Source organism: Shewanella sp. SM68, assembly GCF_025653925.1.
In the GTDB taxonomy this organism is placed as follows: Bacteria; Pseudomonadota; Gammaproteobacteria; order Enterobacterales; family Shewanellaceae; genus Shewanella; species Shewanella oncorhynchi.
In genome coordinates this window covers 124,450-139,109 of record NZ_JAKKRU010000004.1, presented here as the reverse complement: position 1 = coordinate 139,109, position 14,660 = coordinate 124,450, and the positions used below count along the sequence as shown (strand labels likewise).

9 protein-coding genes and 1 riboswitch are annotated in these 14,660 nt (G+C 43.8%); of the genes, 5 read left to right on the top strand and 4 right to left on the bottom strand.

Annotated elements, in window-relative coordinates; all coding sequences use genetic code 11:
• Positions 1 to 98: 98 nt before the first annotated feature.
• Complete coding sequence (gene norR, locus L5M40_RS08600; protein ID WP_263175755.1) at positions 99 to 1,706, top strand: nitric oxide reductase transcriptional regulator NorR; 1,608 nt, start codon at positions 99 to 101, stop codon at positions 1,704 to 1,706.
• Between the two features lie 50 nt (positions 1,707 to 1,756).
• Here the strand turns inward: norR and L5M40_RS08595 are convergent, their stop codons facing one another.
• Complete coding sequence (locus tag L5M40_RS08595; protein ID WP_131524629.1) at positions 1,757 to 2,311, bottom strand: TMEM165/GDT1 family protein; 555 nt, start codon at positions 2,309 to 2,311, stop codon at positions 1,757 to 1,759.
• 410 nt (positions 2,312 to 2,721) lie between these two features.
• Positions 2,722 to 2,821, top strand: a riboswitch (cyclic di-GMP riboswitch).
• 123 nt (positions 2,822 to 2,944) lie between these two features.
• Here L5M40_RS08595 and gbpA point away from each other — a divergent pair.
• The 3 genes from gbpA to L5M40_RS08580 all read left to right on the top strand — a co-directional run bounded on the left by gbpA (position 2,945) and on the right by L5M40_RS08580 (position 8,552).
• Positions 2,945 to 4,390 (top strand): N-acetylglucosamine-binding protein GbpA, encoded by a 1,446-nt coding sequence (gene gbpA, locus L5M40_RS08590; RefSeq protein WP_263175754.1) that lies wholly within the window; start codon positions 2,945 to 2,947, stop codon positions 4,388 to 4,390.
• 561 nt (positions 4,391 to 4,951) lie between these two features.
• Positions 4,952 to 6,127, top strand: a complete 1,176-nt coding sequence (locus tag L5M40_RS08585) for an aromatic amino acid transport family protein (protein WP_263175770.1) — start codon at positions 4,952 to 4,954, stop codon at positions 6,125 to 6,127.
• 268 nt (positions 6,128 to 6,395) lie between these two features.
• Positions 6,396 to 8,552: a S46 family peptidase gene (locus L5M40_RS08580; protein WP_198572959.1), complete on the top strand. Its 2,157-nt coding sequence runs from the start codon at positions 6,396 to 6,398 to the stop codon at positions 8,550 to 8,552.
• A 1,160-nt stretch (positions 8,553 to 9,712) separates the two neighbouring features.
• Here L5M40_RS08580 and L5M40_RS08575 read toward each other — a convergent pair.
• The gene (locus tag L5M40_RS08575) at positions 9,713 to 10,591 is read right to left on the bottom strand and encodes a hypothetical protein (RefSeq protein WP_263256508.1); all 879 of its coding nucleotides are present in this window, start codon (positions 10,589 to 10,591) and stop codon (positions 9,713 to 9,715) included.
• 593 nt (positions 10,592 to 11,184) lie between these two features.
• Entirely contained in the window at positions 11,185 to 11,913 is a 729-nt protein-coding gene (locus L5M40_RS08570) for a 23S rRNA pseudouridine(2604) synthase RluF (RefSeq protein WP_263175752.1), read from the bottom strand.
• Positions 11,914 to 12,618: 705 nt separating this feature from the next.
• Between L5M40_RS08570 and L5M40_RS08565 the strand changes: the two genes are divergently transcribed.
• On the top strand, positions 12,619 to 12,750 hold the full coding sequence (locus L5M40_RS08565; protein ID WP_263203116.1) for a hypothetical protein: 132 nt from the start codon (positions 12,619 to 12,621) through the stop codon (positions 12,748 to 12,750).
• Between the two features lie 51 nt (positions 12,751 to 12,801).
• On the opposite strand, the gene L5M40_RS08560 is transcribed toward L5M40_RS08565, so the two are convergent.
• Complete coding sequence (locus tag L5M40_RS08560) at positions 12,802 to 14,133, bottom strand: Na+/H+ antiporter NhaC family protein (protein ID WP_105250033.1); 1,332 nt, start codon at positions 14,131 to 14,133, stop codon at positions 12,802 to 12,804.
• Between the last annotated feature and the right edge of the window lie 527 nt (positions 14,134 to 14,660).

Below are 14,660 nucleotides of genomic sequence, written 5' to 3'. Positions count from 1 at the left end.
ATTTTAAATCACTTGCTGATGTCATAATGACAATTTGATATTAGTCAAATTGACATTACACTGTTGTCAATATGACTTTATTTGACTGTGGATGTGCTATGAGTGCCCATGCTGATTTAACTCAGTTAGCCTTAGATTTAACTGTCGGCGTGTCGACGCAAGACAGATTTGAGCGTTTGTTGGCAGTGGTCAGGCGGCGTGTCAATTGTGATGCTGCGGCATTATTGGCATTTCGGGAGCAGCAATTTGTCCCCTTGGCGATAGATGGGCTCTTTGCCGAAGTGTTAGGGCGGCGCTTTCAAATTAGTGAACATCCGAGATTAGAGGCTATCGCCCGTGCTGGCGATGTGGTTCGTTTCCCGGCCGACAGTGAACTTCCTGATCCGTATGATGGTTTAATTCCACATCATAGTGCGAACTTACATGTACATGCTTGCATTGGTTTACCACTAATCGCGAACGATCGCTTAATTGGGGCGCTCACCATTGATGGTTTCAACCCTCATCAGTTTGATGATTTTAGTGATAGCGAGTTGCGTGTGATCAGCGCACTGGCCGCAGCCAGTCTTAATACTGCGTTATTGATGCAACAGCTAGAATCCCAAGTTGTTGAAGTTTCCAATGGAACTGAGGTGCTCAATCGTCCTGCTAGTCAGCAGGAGATCATAGGGCAATCCACACAGATCCAATCGCTAAAGCAGCAGATAAGTGCCGTGGCAGGCACTGATTTATCGGTATTAATTACCGGCGAAACTGGCGTGGGTAAGGAGTTAGTGGCCGCGGCGATACATAATCAATCGACCAGAGCCGATAAATCACTTATCTATTTGAACTGCGCAGCACTGCCTGAGTCCGTCGCCGAAAGCGAGTTATTTGGGCATGTAAAAGGGGCATTTACGGGGGCAATCAGTCATAGGCAAGGCAAGTTTGAACTCGCTGACAAGGGGACCTTGTTTTTAGATGAAATAGGGGAGCTTCCCTTGGGGCTGCAAGCTAAGTTATTGAGGGTTTTACAATACGGTGAATTACAGCGAGTGGGCAGTGATAAGAGCCTAAAAGTTAATACTCGGATTATTGCCGCCACTAATCGAATTTTGCACCAAGAGGCAACGGAAGGGCGCTTTCGTTTCGATCTTTACCATAGGTTGAGCGTATTTCCTATCCACGTAGCACCATTAAGAGAGCGTGGGCAAGATATTGTTATGCTGACAGGTTTTTTTCTTGAACGTTGTAAAGCGAAGTTAGGACTCACCCATATCAATATCACACCCGCAGCGCAGCAGTTATTAGAGCAATACACGTGGCCGGGTAATGTGCGTGAGCTAGAGCATTCGATACACAGGGCTGCGGTGTTGGCGAAAGCCGAGCTAAAAACGGCTTACATCAGCTTAAGTAATAAACATTTTCAGCTCGATTCTTTGATGAATCAAGCACACAGAACAGTTGACGAAGATAGACCATCAGATGCCGCAACGCCAGCCAGTGAATTAGCATTTAGGTCTGAGTCGGCCTGTCGTGAGGGACAATCGCAAGATAATTCCAGTGTTATGCTGGGGCTTAAGGCTGCGACTGAGAGATATCAGCGTCAACTTATTCGCCAAGTTTTAGCCGCGAATCAACAAAATTGGGCTGCGTGTGCAAGAATATTGCAAATCGATACAGGTAATTTGCACCGACTTGCAAAACGGTTAGGTTTAAAAGAATGAAATATTGCGTGAAGAAATTTTATTCTGCAGCAAAACCCCTGCCTCGATTCTTAGAAGAACAGTGTTGCTACGCCTAAGAGTGCGAACAATACGGCGCAGCCACGGTGTATCCACAACATAGGTAATTTTTCGGCGCTGAAGTGGCCTGCGATCACTACGGGTACGTTAGCAAGCAGCATGCCTAAGGTTGTGCCTGCAACCACCATAGTTAATGAATCGTATTTTGCGGCTAATACCACAGTTGCGATTTGTGTTTTATCCCCCATTTCGGCGATAAAAAACAGGATAAAGGTGGCGAGAAAGGGGCCCATTTTATAGAAACGGCTCTCTTCTGCATCGACTTTATCGGGGATTAACACCCAAAGAGCGATCGCGAAGAAGGACGCAGCCACTAAATAACGTGCAAGATCTGGGCTTACCCAGTTAATGGCCCATTGACCAATCCAAGCTGCGGCAAAATGGTTAAATAATGTCGACAGCAAAATACCTAAAATAATGGCAGTTTTATTTTTAAATCTTGCGGCGAGGATTAGTGCAAGCAATTGAGTTTTATCACCAATTTCGGCGATAGCAACCGTAAAGGTTGAGGCAAGTAGGGCTTCCAAGTGTGATCCTTTAGGGGTGGTTATGACATAAGCACAATAAACCGTCCACCCCTAGGTGCGGTCATTGTGCTCAGGTCTTGCTGGGCAAATCTATGATTTGCTGTGAACACCATGGCATGTTGCCAAGTATGTTGATGTTCACCCTAGATGACGATGGCTCGAAATCCAGTTAGCTACTCCCCCGAAGCGAGGTGGGCATTATACCTAGGTAAGATTTAGTTTCAAGCACGAGTTTATAACAGTAGGTGCTGATAAATGTTTGACGGGTGTCAGAAAAATACCGATCCACATTCTGTAACTTAATGAATATAAATGAATTATTTTTTGACAACGTTGTCTTTTGTTGCTAATTTAGCCAAGTCATTTCTACTTGGTTACATACTGTTAACTCGTAGTGACTCAATGATAACGACTGTATTTGGCAAACTAATTGAAAAGTTAGGACGCAAAGCTTCCGGTCTAAGGTTGTAAATGGATTTTTTAGTGAACTAAGATAGCGGAGTTGCCGCAGAATTCGATTTCTGTGAAAGATAAACGACTGCTGTTTAATGCTGTTGTTTGCCCAAATACCACTTTTATATCTAAGCCTATCATTATGTTTAGGATGATAGGCAATCAATGGAGTGCATTAAAGTGGCAAATCCTACTGTTTTTTCCCCTATTTCTAAATTGAGTTTATTGGCCGCGGCAGTAATGGCGACGAATGCGTTTGTGAGTATCTCTGCGCAGGCGCACGGTTATGTTGTGGCACCTGAATCGCGTTCATATGCCTGTAAAACAGGTAAAAATGCCAATTGTGGTGCGGTGCAATGGGAGCCACAAAGTGTTGAGGGGCCATCGGGTTTTCCTGAATCAGGTCCTGCTGATGGCAAATTGGCGAGTGCTGGCAATGGTGCTTTTTCACCTTTGGATGAACAAAGTCCGAGCCGTTGGGCAAAGACGGATATTAAAGCGGGCTGGAATAAGTTCAGTTGGCAGTTCACAGCAAATCATGTCACCCGTAATTGGCGTTACTATTTAACTCGCCAAGATTGGAACCCAAACCAAGCTTTGAGCCGAGCGAGCTTTGACTTAGCACCCTTTTGCGTAGTTGATGGTGGTATGGAACAGCCGCCTAAGTTAGTGACCCATGACTGCTACGTGCCAGAAGGTCGCAGTGGTTATCAAGTGATCTTGGCCGTGTGGGAAGTGGGAGATACGACGAATAGTTTCTACAATGCTATCGATGTGAACTTGGGCTCGGGTCCTGTTGTGCCGAGTGAATGGCAAGATGTGGGGGATATCAATCCGTCACTCAATCTAAAAGCAGGCGATAAAGTGATGACCCGGGTGTTTGACGCCAATGGTGAGCAAACGGCTAAGCAAACAGTCATTACCATTAGCGATGCGACTCAAGGTGATAAACAAAATTGGCCTTTCCTATTAGCAAGTGCGATTAATGCTCAGCAGTCCCAGTTAAAAGCGGGACAAAAAAATGCATCGGGTGTGATTGAGCCTGTGTATGGCAAAAATGACATTTTTACAGCGAAAAACTCAGGTATTGAGCGTGTCGAAGTCGGATTTGATTTAGCTCCTGCTCCGGGCAACAGCTTAGAAGTCACTTCACTTGCTGACGATTATCAAATTATCGATGGTGCGGCGAAGGTCAGCTTTGATGTAACCAGTAACGCTGAGATGCTAGTGTCAGCGTATTTGTTTAGCCATGATGGCACCGCGTCAGGTTTTGTGAGCCAAACTGTTAACAATACCAGCGCGAGCTTAGTGTTAGACGTCGTTGAGCCTAAAGCTGGGCATTATCATTTGCAGGTAAAAGCTGAGCCTAAACAAGGTGATGTTATTCAGCAGAACTTTGCTCTCTTCTTAAAGGATCAAGCTCCTGCACCAGAAGCTGATTTTGTATTCCCAGCAGGCGTGAAAGATTACGTTGCAGGTACTACAGTGTTACAGCCTAAAAATGGCAAAGTGTATCAATGTAAGCCATTCCCTTATAGCGGCTATTGCGTGCAGTGGTCGGCTTCTGCCACAGGATTTGAGCCAGGTGTTGGCGCTTCTTGGGCTATGGCGTGGACTGAGCTGTAAATTAACTTTTTGAGCTAACCTAGCTTCAAAAAGGTGTCATTGGGCTTAAACATATCCGTGTGTTTAAGCCCTTTTTGTCTGCATCGGATGGAAAAAGACTGGCTTTATTTTGATTCGAGCCTAATACAAGATTACAGGTATTCTCAACAAAGGTAGCGATTTTGTTGGCTTGTTTATTTTCGTTTATCACAGCGCTATTAAGTTGTTACCTTACCGTTTGCTACCCTTCTTTGTTCACAACTGGCTTGCCCACTGGGTTTGGCTCTGTTAATGTCCCAAACTATCTATTTAATCGATGCTTATATCGGTACATTAATTTGGGCTATCACAATTGAAAGTCATGCCATTTTTCAATAATCGATTTAGTTAGCCTCAATGGCTACTGGGTTGAAACATTCAAAAGCTATTGGGGCCAATTGATCTGCTAGGTCGAGATCTGATTGGATGCTTTAAGTGATGTGTCGCTTATTTCGATTTAAGACGCAAGGCTTTATCGGTTCAAATCTTACTCAAATAAAATAATAATTAATTATTGAACAGGACTATTGTGTGAATTCAAAAATGTTAGGCTCGATCGCCATCGTTGCCGGGACGGCCATTGGCGCAGGTATGTTAGCGTTACCTTTAGCCACAGCGGCTTTAGGTATTATCCCTGCTTTAGTGTTACTCGTCGTTATTTGGGGCGTGTCCGCCTATACCTCATTACTTATGCTCGAAATTAACTTACGCACTGGCGTGGGGGATAACGTGCATGCTATTACGGGTAAGTTACTGGGTAAAAAAGGTCAAATAATTCAAGGTGCTTCTTTCCTGAGTTTATTATTTGCCTTGACCGCGGCTTATCTCACCGGCGGCTCTTCGTTATTAGTGCTTAAAGCGAAGAACATGTTCGATATCGTGCTCGATAATCAAGTCGCAGTGTTGTTATTTACACTCGTGCTCGGTGGCTTTGCGGCGCTAGGTGTTGCTTGGGTCGATAAAGTTTCACGTTTCCTATTTTCGTTAATGATTCTATTGCTCGTGGTGGTGGTATTATTTTTATTGCCCGAAGTCAGTATTGCTAGCATGGCAACGGGTGCGATTGCCGAGTCGATGACCAGCAATTGGATGGCGGCAATTCCCGTGGTGTTTACTTCGTTTGGTTTCCACGTCTGTATCGCCACCTTAGTGCGTTATCTTGATGGCGATGCGGTATCACTGCGTAAGGTGTTGTTAATCGGCTCGACTATCCCACTTGCTTGTTATGTTCTGTGGTTATTGGTGACTTTAGGCACAGTAGGCGGATATGAGGTGAATAGTTTTGAAGGTTCACTACCTTCACTCGTCACGGCATTACAGGATATTGCTCATACGCCTTGGATCAGCAAATGTATTTCATTATTCGCTGATTTAGCCTTAGTGACCTCATTCCTCGGTGTGACCTTAAGTTTATATGACTTTATCGCCGAATTAACTCGCGCCAAAGAAACGTTTGCCGGCCGTATTCAAACTTGGTTACTGACCTTTATTCCGCCTGTTTTGTGTGCCTTGTATTTGCCTGAAGGCTTTGTGGCGGTACTGGGATTTGCGGCCGTACCATTGGTCGTGATGATCATCTTCTTGCCAATTGTTATGGCACTGCGTCAACGTCAGTCGCAGCTTGGGGGTTATCAAGTGTCTGGCGGATCTTTTGCGTTAGTCATTGCTGGCTTGTTAGGTGCCGTGATTGTGGGTGCTCAGCTATTTGTTGGGATCTAATTCATTGCAATAGGTGGTTTTTTTTAGCGAACGCGGCTGAGTAACTTTGATTAAATGTATTTGCTTTGTAAGCGAGTTTTTCAGAGTCTGTTATAGAGAGTGTCGCATGTGATAAAGTCAGGCCTCGGCCTGACTTTTTGCTTTTTAGGTTTTAAAGCAAGTGATGCTGGGTTTTAGCACAGTTATTTAAAATTAAAACAACGCTATTAAAACGAGAAAATGGCCCAGCTTGCGCGTGGCTTCATTCACATAAAACGGACTTAACACAATGAAAAAATGGTTACTCACAGTTGCCGTGGCCGCTAGTTTTGGCGCACAGGCTGACGAAGGTATGTGGCAGCCCCATCAACTGCCTGCTATGGCTGATGAGCTGAAAGCAAAAGGCCTTGAAATTGATGCAAAATCGATTTCTAAACTCACCGAATTCCCGATGAATGCAGTGATAAGCCTTGGCGGTTGCACTGCATCATTTGTATCGCCAAAGGGCCTAGTCGTGACTAACCATCACTGTGCCTATGGAGCGATTCAATACAACTCCACTCCTGAGAAAAATCTGCTGCAGGATGGTTTTTTAGCTAAGACCTTCGCCGATGAGTTACCTGCGACCCCTGGCTCACGTGTCTATGTGACTGAAGATGTCACTAATGTCACTGAGCGAGTTAAAAACGGGCTTGAAGGTAAAGTGGGCAGCGCCTTCTATCAAGGCGTTGAAAGCCAAGAGAAAGCCTTAGTTGCTGAATGTGAAAAAGAAGATGGTTACCGTTGCCAAGTGTATAGCTTTCACGGTGGTCTCGAATATTATCTGGTTAAACAACTGGAAATCCGTGATGTGCGTTTAGTCTATAACCCAGCCGCGAGCGTGGGTAAATACGGCGGCGACGTAGACAACTGGATGTGGCCACGTCACACAGGCGATTTTTCTTTCTACCGTGCTTATGTCTCTAAAGCGGGTAAACCCGCAGAGTTTAGTGCTGACAACGTGCCTTATGAGCCAAAAAGTTTCTTAAAAGTATCGGCTAAAGGTGTGAGCGAAGGTGATTTTGTGATGGTGGCAGGCTACCCAGGTCGCACCAACAGATATCGCACAGCCACTGAAGTTCAAAATGAGTTTGAGTGGGCTTATCCCGAAGGCAAAATGCTGCGTGAACGCTTTATTGAAATCATTAAAGAAACCGCGCCAGAGGGCAGCGACGAGCGTATTAAGTACGAGAGTCAAATTGCTGGCCTTGCAAATTACGCGAAAAACTTCACTTCTATGATCGAGTTTTACGGTAAATCAACCATGTTGGCCGACCGTAAAGCCCTCGAAGCTAAGCTTGCGGCGTGGATAGCCAAAGACAGCAGTCGTGAAGCGAAATACGGTAAAACCTTAGCGGAATTAGATGCCTTGATTGCCAAAGGCAAAACGCATCAAGAGCGTGACATGATCTTAAGCTATATAGGCAGTACGACTATGTTGCCGACGGCGCGCAGCTTATATCGCCTCGCGAACGAGAAACAACTGCCAGATATGCAGCGTGAACCTGGCTTCCAAGATCGTGATATGACACGTCTAAAAGCCAGCATGGAGCGTATCGACCGTCGTTATGCGCCAAGCGTTGATAAAGCGGTATTGCTCGACATGCTAAAACGCTACGCCGCACTGCCAGAAGATCAGCGCCTACCCGCATTGGATAAAGCCTTTGGTATCGATAAAAAGTTTAGTGAAGCTAAGCTTTCGAAAACCTTAGATAAAATGTACGCCAAAACTGAGTTAGGTAAGAAAGATGTTCGTCTGGCGTGGATGGATAAATCCGTTGCCGATTTTAAAGCCTCTAAAGATCCTTTCATTCAATTCGCTGTCGCTATGTATGACACAGATATGGCTGAAGAAAAGAAAGAAAAAGAATTAGCGGGTGAACTAATGAAGGTGCGTCCGCAATATATGGATGCCATTATTGCTTATAACCTAGAGCAGGGTAAGCCTGTGTATGCCGATGCTAACTCAAGCTTACGTGTCACAGTTGGCCATGTGAAAGGCTATTCGCCAAAAGACGGTTTAGTGGCCGTGCCATTCACTCGCCTTGAAGGCATAGTGCAAAAGGACACGGGTGTTGACCCATTCGATGCACCGAAGAAAGAGTTAGAGCTGATTAAGCAGAAGCAATATGGTGATTTCTATATGAAATCAATAGATTCTGTACCAGTAAACTTTTTATCAACTTTAGATACTACTGGCGGAAATTCTGGCTCACCGACCTTAAACGGCCGCGCTGAACTCGTCGGCCTATTGTTCGACGGTGTGTATGAAAGCATTATCGGCGGTTGGGCATTTGATAATGAAATTAACCGTTCTATTCATGTCGACAGCCGTTATATGCTGTGGGTAATGAAGTATTTAGATCATGCCGACAACCTATTAGCCGAGATGGAAATCGTTAAGTAATCCATTGCCGCATCAGCAATGGTGCGGCCTATAATGGCAGTGAATTTGGATTATCAGCATTCAAGTGCGATTTAGTGCTCTTTGAATGCAGCCATAACAAGATAATAAAAAAGCGATAAACTCACTGGGTTTATCGCTTTTTTATTGTGTGAAAGTAATGGCTGCTGATAGCTGTTGATATAGCAGTTTTGATAGGTGCACCAGGGCATTACTCACCTTTTTATTATTGGTGTAACCTGTGGATTTAACGGCCTTACGCTGCACGCTTTGGGACATAAATGCGTTAGATTTAATGCACTAAAGGTGAGTAATAGCATTAGCAAAGTTATGGTAACCAGATTAGTTTACACTGACCCCGCATATTCGTTGGCTGATATCCACTAACGCAGGCTTGCCATGGTGCTTGCTCACCGACACGCAGCAAGTCCCTCCCTGGATGCTCGACCGCCCCGTCCATGGGGCGGACGGTCGTCTCGCTAATCACCATGGAACGCCCGCTTAGCATCGGTGTCGCCTGTTTGTTTTAAAGCAGAGATGTGACTCGTTTTTGGACAGAAGCTTGATAGAGTTATTGTACTAGTCGATAGTAATACTTATTAGATTTTGTAGGGCTAGTGAAGGAATCTAACTGATGCCCTCATTCCATTGACCATCACATGCGTTACTCGCAGTGGTTTTATAAAAGCAACCTATTAGGTAGGCGCTGGTTTATAAGTGACTTGGCTTTTCTGTTCAGTCAACTAGAAAGAACTATTTTCGTAGATGAAGCTGAAGTTTTTCACTATTCCCTGCTCATTTCATTGATTACAGTGGCTGCTGGAACGTAATATATTAATTAAGTAACACATAACACTCCCTGTACCCAATAGACTGTATCCGAGACACTTTTTATTAAGTTAAGTGATGTGTACATCGTCAAGGAAAGTAAGCATAAACTAAATATTTTTACTTGATAGGTACTAAATTCATCTCTTTTCTTACTGCTATCTGGCACGTTGAATGATTTTGCTACTAGTTGACCATACATTATTGAAGTAGCAAGTGAAAAGTCGGTCAGTTTTATGAAGCTAAGAAGATCACCACCAATCCACTTTATGATAAATAATATCAGCAGTGGCAGCACGATGAACATCACCTCCTTTTTGGCTGGTTCATAATTTCTATTGGTCATCGGCTAAGCCTAAATCACCTTGCGTTAATATTTCTTCTTCGGGAACTACTCTAATCACTTCTATGATCTCATAGGTATATGATTTTTTATTTTTACCAGGTTTATTGGTTTGGGTGTATTTTGCCTTAACCTCTAGTCCATCACCTGGCCATATCTGAACCCTTCGTTTTTTAAAGTCGTCTAACCACTTTACACATGACATTTTCGCTGTAATCTTACGGCCGTTATGCGATTTTCTTTCAAATTCCCAGTTAAGTTCATCTTGATAGGCTGGTCGTCTTAAAGTCAAAATTTCGCTGTTTATATGCATAACTTCACAGTTTTCAAATATTGCTTCAGCATCACGTGGACAAGAGAAAGTTGGACTTAAAGGTACCATATTTTCAAACCGTCCAACTTCGACCTTATCGTTTTCATGAAGGTTTTTCTGAGCCTTGTCTAACTTATGAAGTGCATCAGCAATATGGTAAAGGTTACCGTCATTTTTACAGATAATTTTAAGCATTTCAGGATCATTAGCTGCAATAGAGTAAACTTCATCAGCGAACTGTCTAACATCACTTTCAGAATCAACTTTGCCAACACAGGAGATTTTTCTTTCGATTCCATTAGCTATTAGATCAAAAAGTTTACCAGTGCTAACTCCGTTAACACACTTGCTGACAGTTTTTCCAATATCAGCAATGAGTGATCCACTGCGAGTTTCATTTAAAGTAGATGAGATTTTCAATTCACTACTGTAGCCATGAAGAAATGCAGCCTGAAGCTCATTAAACCCTTCAACATAAAGTGCCATAGCCTTAAATATTCTCTCTGGGCAATCGGCACTTGTGTCATAGTTAATTCGTAACGAGTAGACTGTAGACATTAAAGTTCCCTATTTACTATCTATACAACTGTATGGTGATAGATTATCACGCACTTATTATATGTCAAAGAAAAACAATTAGTTAGCATAACTATCCTTGCAGGTGGTCATAAGCCTTGTGTAAGCAGTTTGACGACTTAAGAGAAATTAGCTTTCTGAATCTACAGCGAACTTATTAGCAGTTTATCTGTCTTTTTTGTGGCTAAGTTTATTGGCCACCGTTCTAGATTTGTTATTGCAAAACATGTGAAATGAGAGAATCTATGGCAAACCAAAATGAATATACCTCGATTGAGCAACAACGTTAACTCATTTCGGGGCAATATCTTTTTAGCTAAACGAGTAGCGAGGGGGTTAGTTAAGATTGGCATTGTTGCACCAGTGACCGTTGGCGACATGGATGTCGCCGTCGAGCCTATATGGATATATTCACGGCGTGTCACTGGGGAAGCAATGTCAATTAATGTGTAATGCGCGTAGCTCAACTGTCTTGCTTTGGGGCATAAGAGAGTTAACTGCAGATGGCTGCTATTGGCAGAAATCAGAAGGTCTAATGTAGATATTCCATCCGTAATTATCTTCGGTTTTTTAGTTTACGCTGTAACCAGTGCCGTTTTAAGCGCTGTGGTTTCCTGTGGTGTTAGTGGCCGCATTTGCCCTTCTTGTAATTCAGCAGATGCTAATTCGCGTAAATTCAGCGCCATTATGGCAATGCGCTCAAGATCGATAACGCGATATCCGAGTGCCTTGGACATCCTACGAATTTGTCGATTTAATCCCTGAGTCAGCACGATTTCAAAGCTGTCCGAACTGAGGCGGCGGACTTGGCAGGGCAGGGTTTGCAGGTCTTTATAACGCACTCCACTGGCCATTTGTTCAATAAAATCATCTGCGAATGGCCTATCGAGGCGCACATGGTAGGTTTTGCTGTGGGCAAAACTGGGGTGCATCAGTTTATGGGTCAGCTCACCATCGTTAGTTAACAGCAGTAGGCCGCGGGAGTCCTTATCGAGTCTGCCGACGGGGTAGAGTCTTGGTGCTTTGGGAAGTAGGTGTATGAGGCTCGTTTCATCCTGCTCAAGCAGACGGCAATCTGTGCCCACAGCTTTGTTAAATACCCAATAGGCGAATGTTTCGGCTTTAGTGATAGGTTTGCCATCAAACTCAATACTGTCGAGGCAGTGTAATGACTCGTCTAAACAGATGGGATCTGTGTGGCGGGCGATACCGCCATTGAGTGTGATGCGCCCGGCCTCAATCAAACGGCAGGCTTCACGGCGTGAGCCTATGCCACACTGGGCGAGGTATTTTGCTAAGCGCATGGATTACCCTAAAGTATTTGGCGTTCTTGGGCGCGATGATACAGTATTTTTGATAGGCGCCGCATTGCAAAGGCTAGGCTTAAACACCAAATGATACTCAAGTTAGTTTGGAGCCACATATTGGCTGAAACAGTACAAAAGTGTGTTTGGGGCACACAGGGAGGGAAATCCAATATTGTCCAATCTAATTGCAGGGTTAAACTCACTGCACTACAAAAGCTGATCAGGCTCAAATAGAACAGTGGCTTTGGGCAAATAAACCGAGGCACTATCCCCGCTATAATCACAAGGCTGTGTAAGATAAGGGTGCTTAATAGATAACTCGTTGAAACTATTCTGTGTATGCTCAAAAAATTAATGGGGAATATTCCCATCAAAATCACAGAGACTCCTACCCAAGCACCTGTAAGTGCTATGCATTGGCTGAACGTATCCAGTTTTAGTAAGTAGAGCCCGGTCATTGAAATGAGTATGCAGAGTCCTGCAGCCAATAAGCTTAAATTAAACACATAAGCGAGGGGTGAGTTGATATAGTTACCTAAAAAATCAGCTCGTATTTGTAAGACTTGAACTCCAATGTTTTGATATTCAGCATAAATAGCAATTAAAACTCCAGAAGCACTAATAAAGGCTGCGCCTACAATCAACCATGTAATAAGACGATGTAGATCGTAATAACTTGGTTCTTGGTGATAAAGAGGATTCATGGAGACTAAAAATATGCTGATGGGATATGACCACATTGAATGCGGTAACTTGCCTGAATTGTTTAATGAAGGCAAGCGAGTTGATGCTTTTTCGTCAAAAGAGGGCTTTAAAATGACAAGGAACGCCTAGTGCGTTCCTTGTCATAAACGTTAGATTTTACTCATGCGACTCAAATATCATTTAGTGTCGTTTGCGGAAAATTACAATCGCAACAGCCACTACGGCTAAAATCATACAGTACCAAGCGTGTGATACCGCTGCTAATGGCGTGATGCTAAAGGTCGAAGCAATCAAGAGTGCCTGTGCACCATACGGGATCAAACCTTGGATAATACAGGCGAAAATATCGAGTATGCTGGCGGCACGTTTTGGACTCACGCCATGCTTCTCTGCTAAGTCTTTTGCAATATCACCCGTCACCACGATAGAAACCGTGTTGTTAGCCACACAAGAGTTAGTCACTGCGACTATACCTGCCATACCTAGCTCAGCTGCACGGCATGAAGCTTCACCTTGCGCCTTAGAGAAACGAGTGATCAGCTTTTCAATCTGTTTACTCACAAAGGCAAGACCACCTTGCTGCTGCATGAGTGCGGCTAAACCACCCACTAGCATAGACAGAATGAAAATCTCCTGCATATTGCTAAAGCCAGCATAAATATCTTTACCGAATTGGATCACGCCGTAATCCATAGTAAACAGGCCGGTTGCGCCCGCTAATAAGATACCTAAGGTCAAGACCACAAATACGTTCAGACCCGCCACGGCTAAGATCAAAATGGTCAGATAAGGAATGACCTTAATAAGATCGATATTCTGCGTTGCTAATTCTGCTTGGCCTTGTCCGGCAAATACAAAGGCGATTAAGGTTAGCAGTGATGCGGGGATAGCGAAAATCAAATTTTCACGAAATTTATCTTTCATATCACAGCCTTGGGTGCGCGTAGCTGCAATTGTGGTATCGGAAATAATCGACAAGTTGTCACCAAATAGGGCGCCAGACATCACGGCTCCCGCCATCAGTGCATAGTCGATTTGCGCTTGGTCGGCTACGCCTAGGGCGATGGGAGCGACAGCCGCGATTGTCCCCATAGAGGTTCCCATGGCCGTTGCGATAAAAGCGGCAATCACGAAGAAACCAGGTAGTAACAGGTTCGATGGTATTAACGATAAACCAAGAGCAACAGTAGCATCGACGCCGCCAGTGGCTTTAGCGACTGCAGCGAAGGCGCCTGCAAGTAAGTAAATTAAACACATAGCAATAATATTGCTGTGACCAATACCGCCAATAAAGGTATCAATCGATTGATTTAATTTCTGTTTTGATAAAATCAACGCCAGAATGATTGCAGGTAAAATAGCGATAACGCTGGGTAATTGATAGAAGGCAAAGTCGACACCTTGGCTTTGGAAATACACACCCGCGCCAATGAAAAGACCAAGGAAAACAAATAATGGCAACAGGGCAATAAAAGATGCCGGGCTGTGCTGTGCTGCTGTTGGATTGCTCAAATGTTATCTCTCTTTCGCTTAGGGTTTTTCCGCAGGATCCTTGGCAGTCAAACTCGCTTAAATTCAGTGTTGCCTCGGCATCGTATCCTAGCAACTTGAGGCAAAGCATATTTGATCCCTGATAACCTGTCAATTTAGACGTCTAGATGTTTTTACTTCCGTTGTGATCGCTAGGTTATTAATAGGTTGTATAAGATGAAAATTAGTCTTTATTTTAATTACTAATCAATAATTTACCTGTTTTCATTTAGATTGAGTTAGAGGGTTTATATCTGATTTAGCGTGTATTTCAACTGAACGGAATAGCGTAAAATTTAAGCAGATGACTGGTGTGATGGAGTAAGCCGGCTATTTATTGCTCCATTTAGTTTGAGTTGTTGGTGGGTAAGCCAGCATAAATAGCGTAAATGATGAGTGGCATTAATCAATAGGGCTCATTTGGGGACGTATTGACTTAGTTCGCTTGTGCAGCGTTGTGATAGCAATGATAAGTCAAATAACTTTAATAAAACCTTAATAAGCAATCT

What these genes read in the sequence shown, in the direction of transcription:
- L5M40_RS08575 (WP_263256508.1), bottom strand. Translation starts at nt 10,591, where the DNA reads ATGTCTACAGTCTACTCGTTACGAATTAACTATGACACAAGTGCCGAT.
- norR (WP_263175755.1), top strand. Translation starts at nt 99, where the DNA reads ATGAGTGCCCATGCTGATTTAACTCAGTTAGCCTTAGATTTAACTGTC.
- L5M40_RS08570 (WP_263175752.1), bottom strand. Translation starts at nt 11,913, where the DNA reads ATGCGCTTAGCAAAATACCTCGCCCAGTGTGGCATAGGCTCACGCCGT.
- L5M40_RS08565 (WP_263203116.1), top strand. Translation starts at nt 12,619, where the DNA reads ATGGAGACTAAAAATATGCTGATGGGATATGACCACATTGAATGCGGT.
- L5M40_RS08580 (WP_198572959.1), top strand. Translation starts at nt 6,396, where the DNA reads ATGAAAAAATGGTTACTCACAGTTGCCGTGGCCGCTAGTTTTGGCGCA.
- L5M40_RS08585 (WP_263175770.1), top strand. Translation starts at nt 4,952, where the DNA reads ATGTTAGGCTCGATCGCCATCGTTGCCGGGACGGCCATTGGCGCAGGT.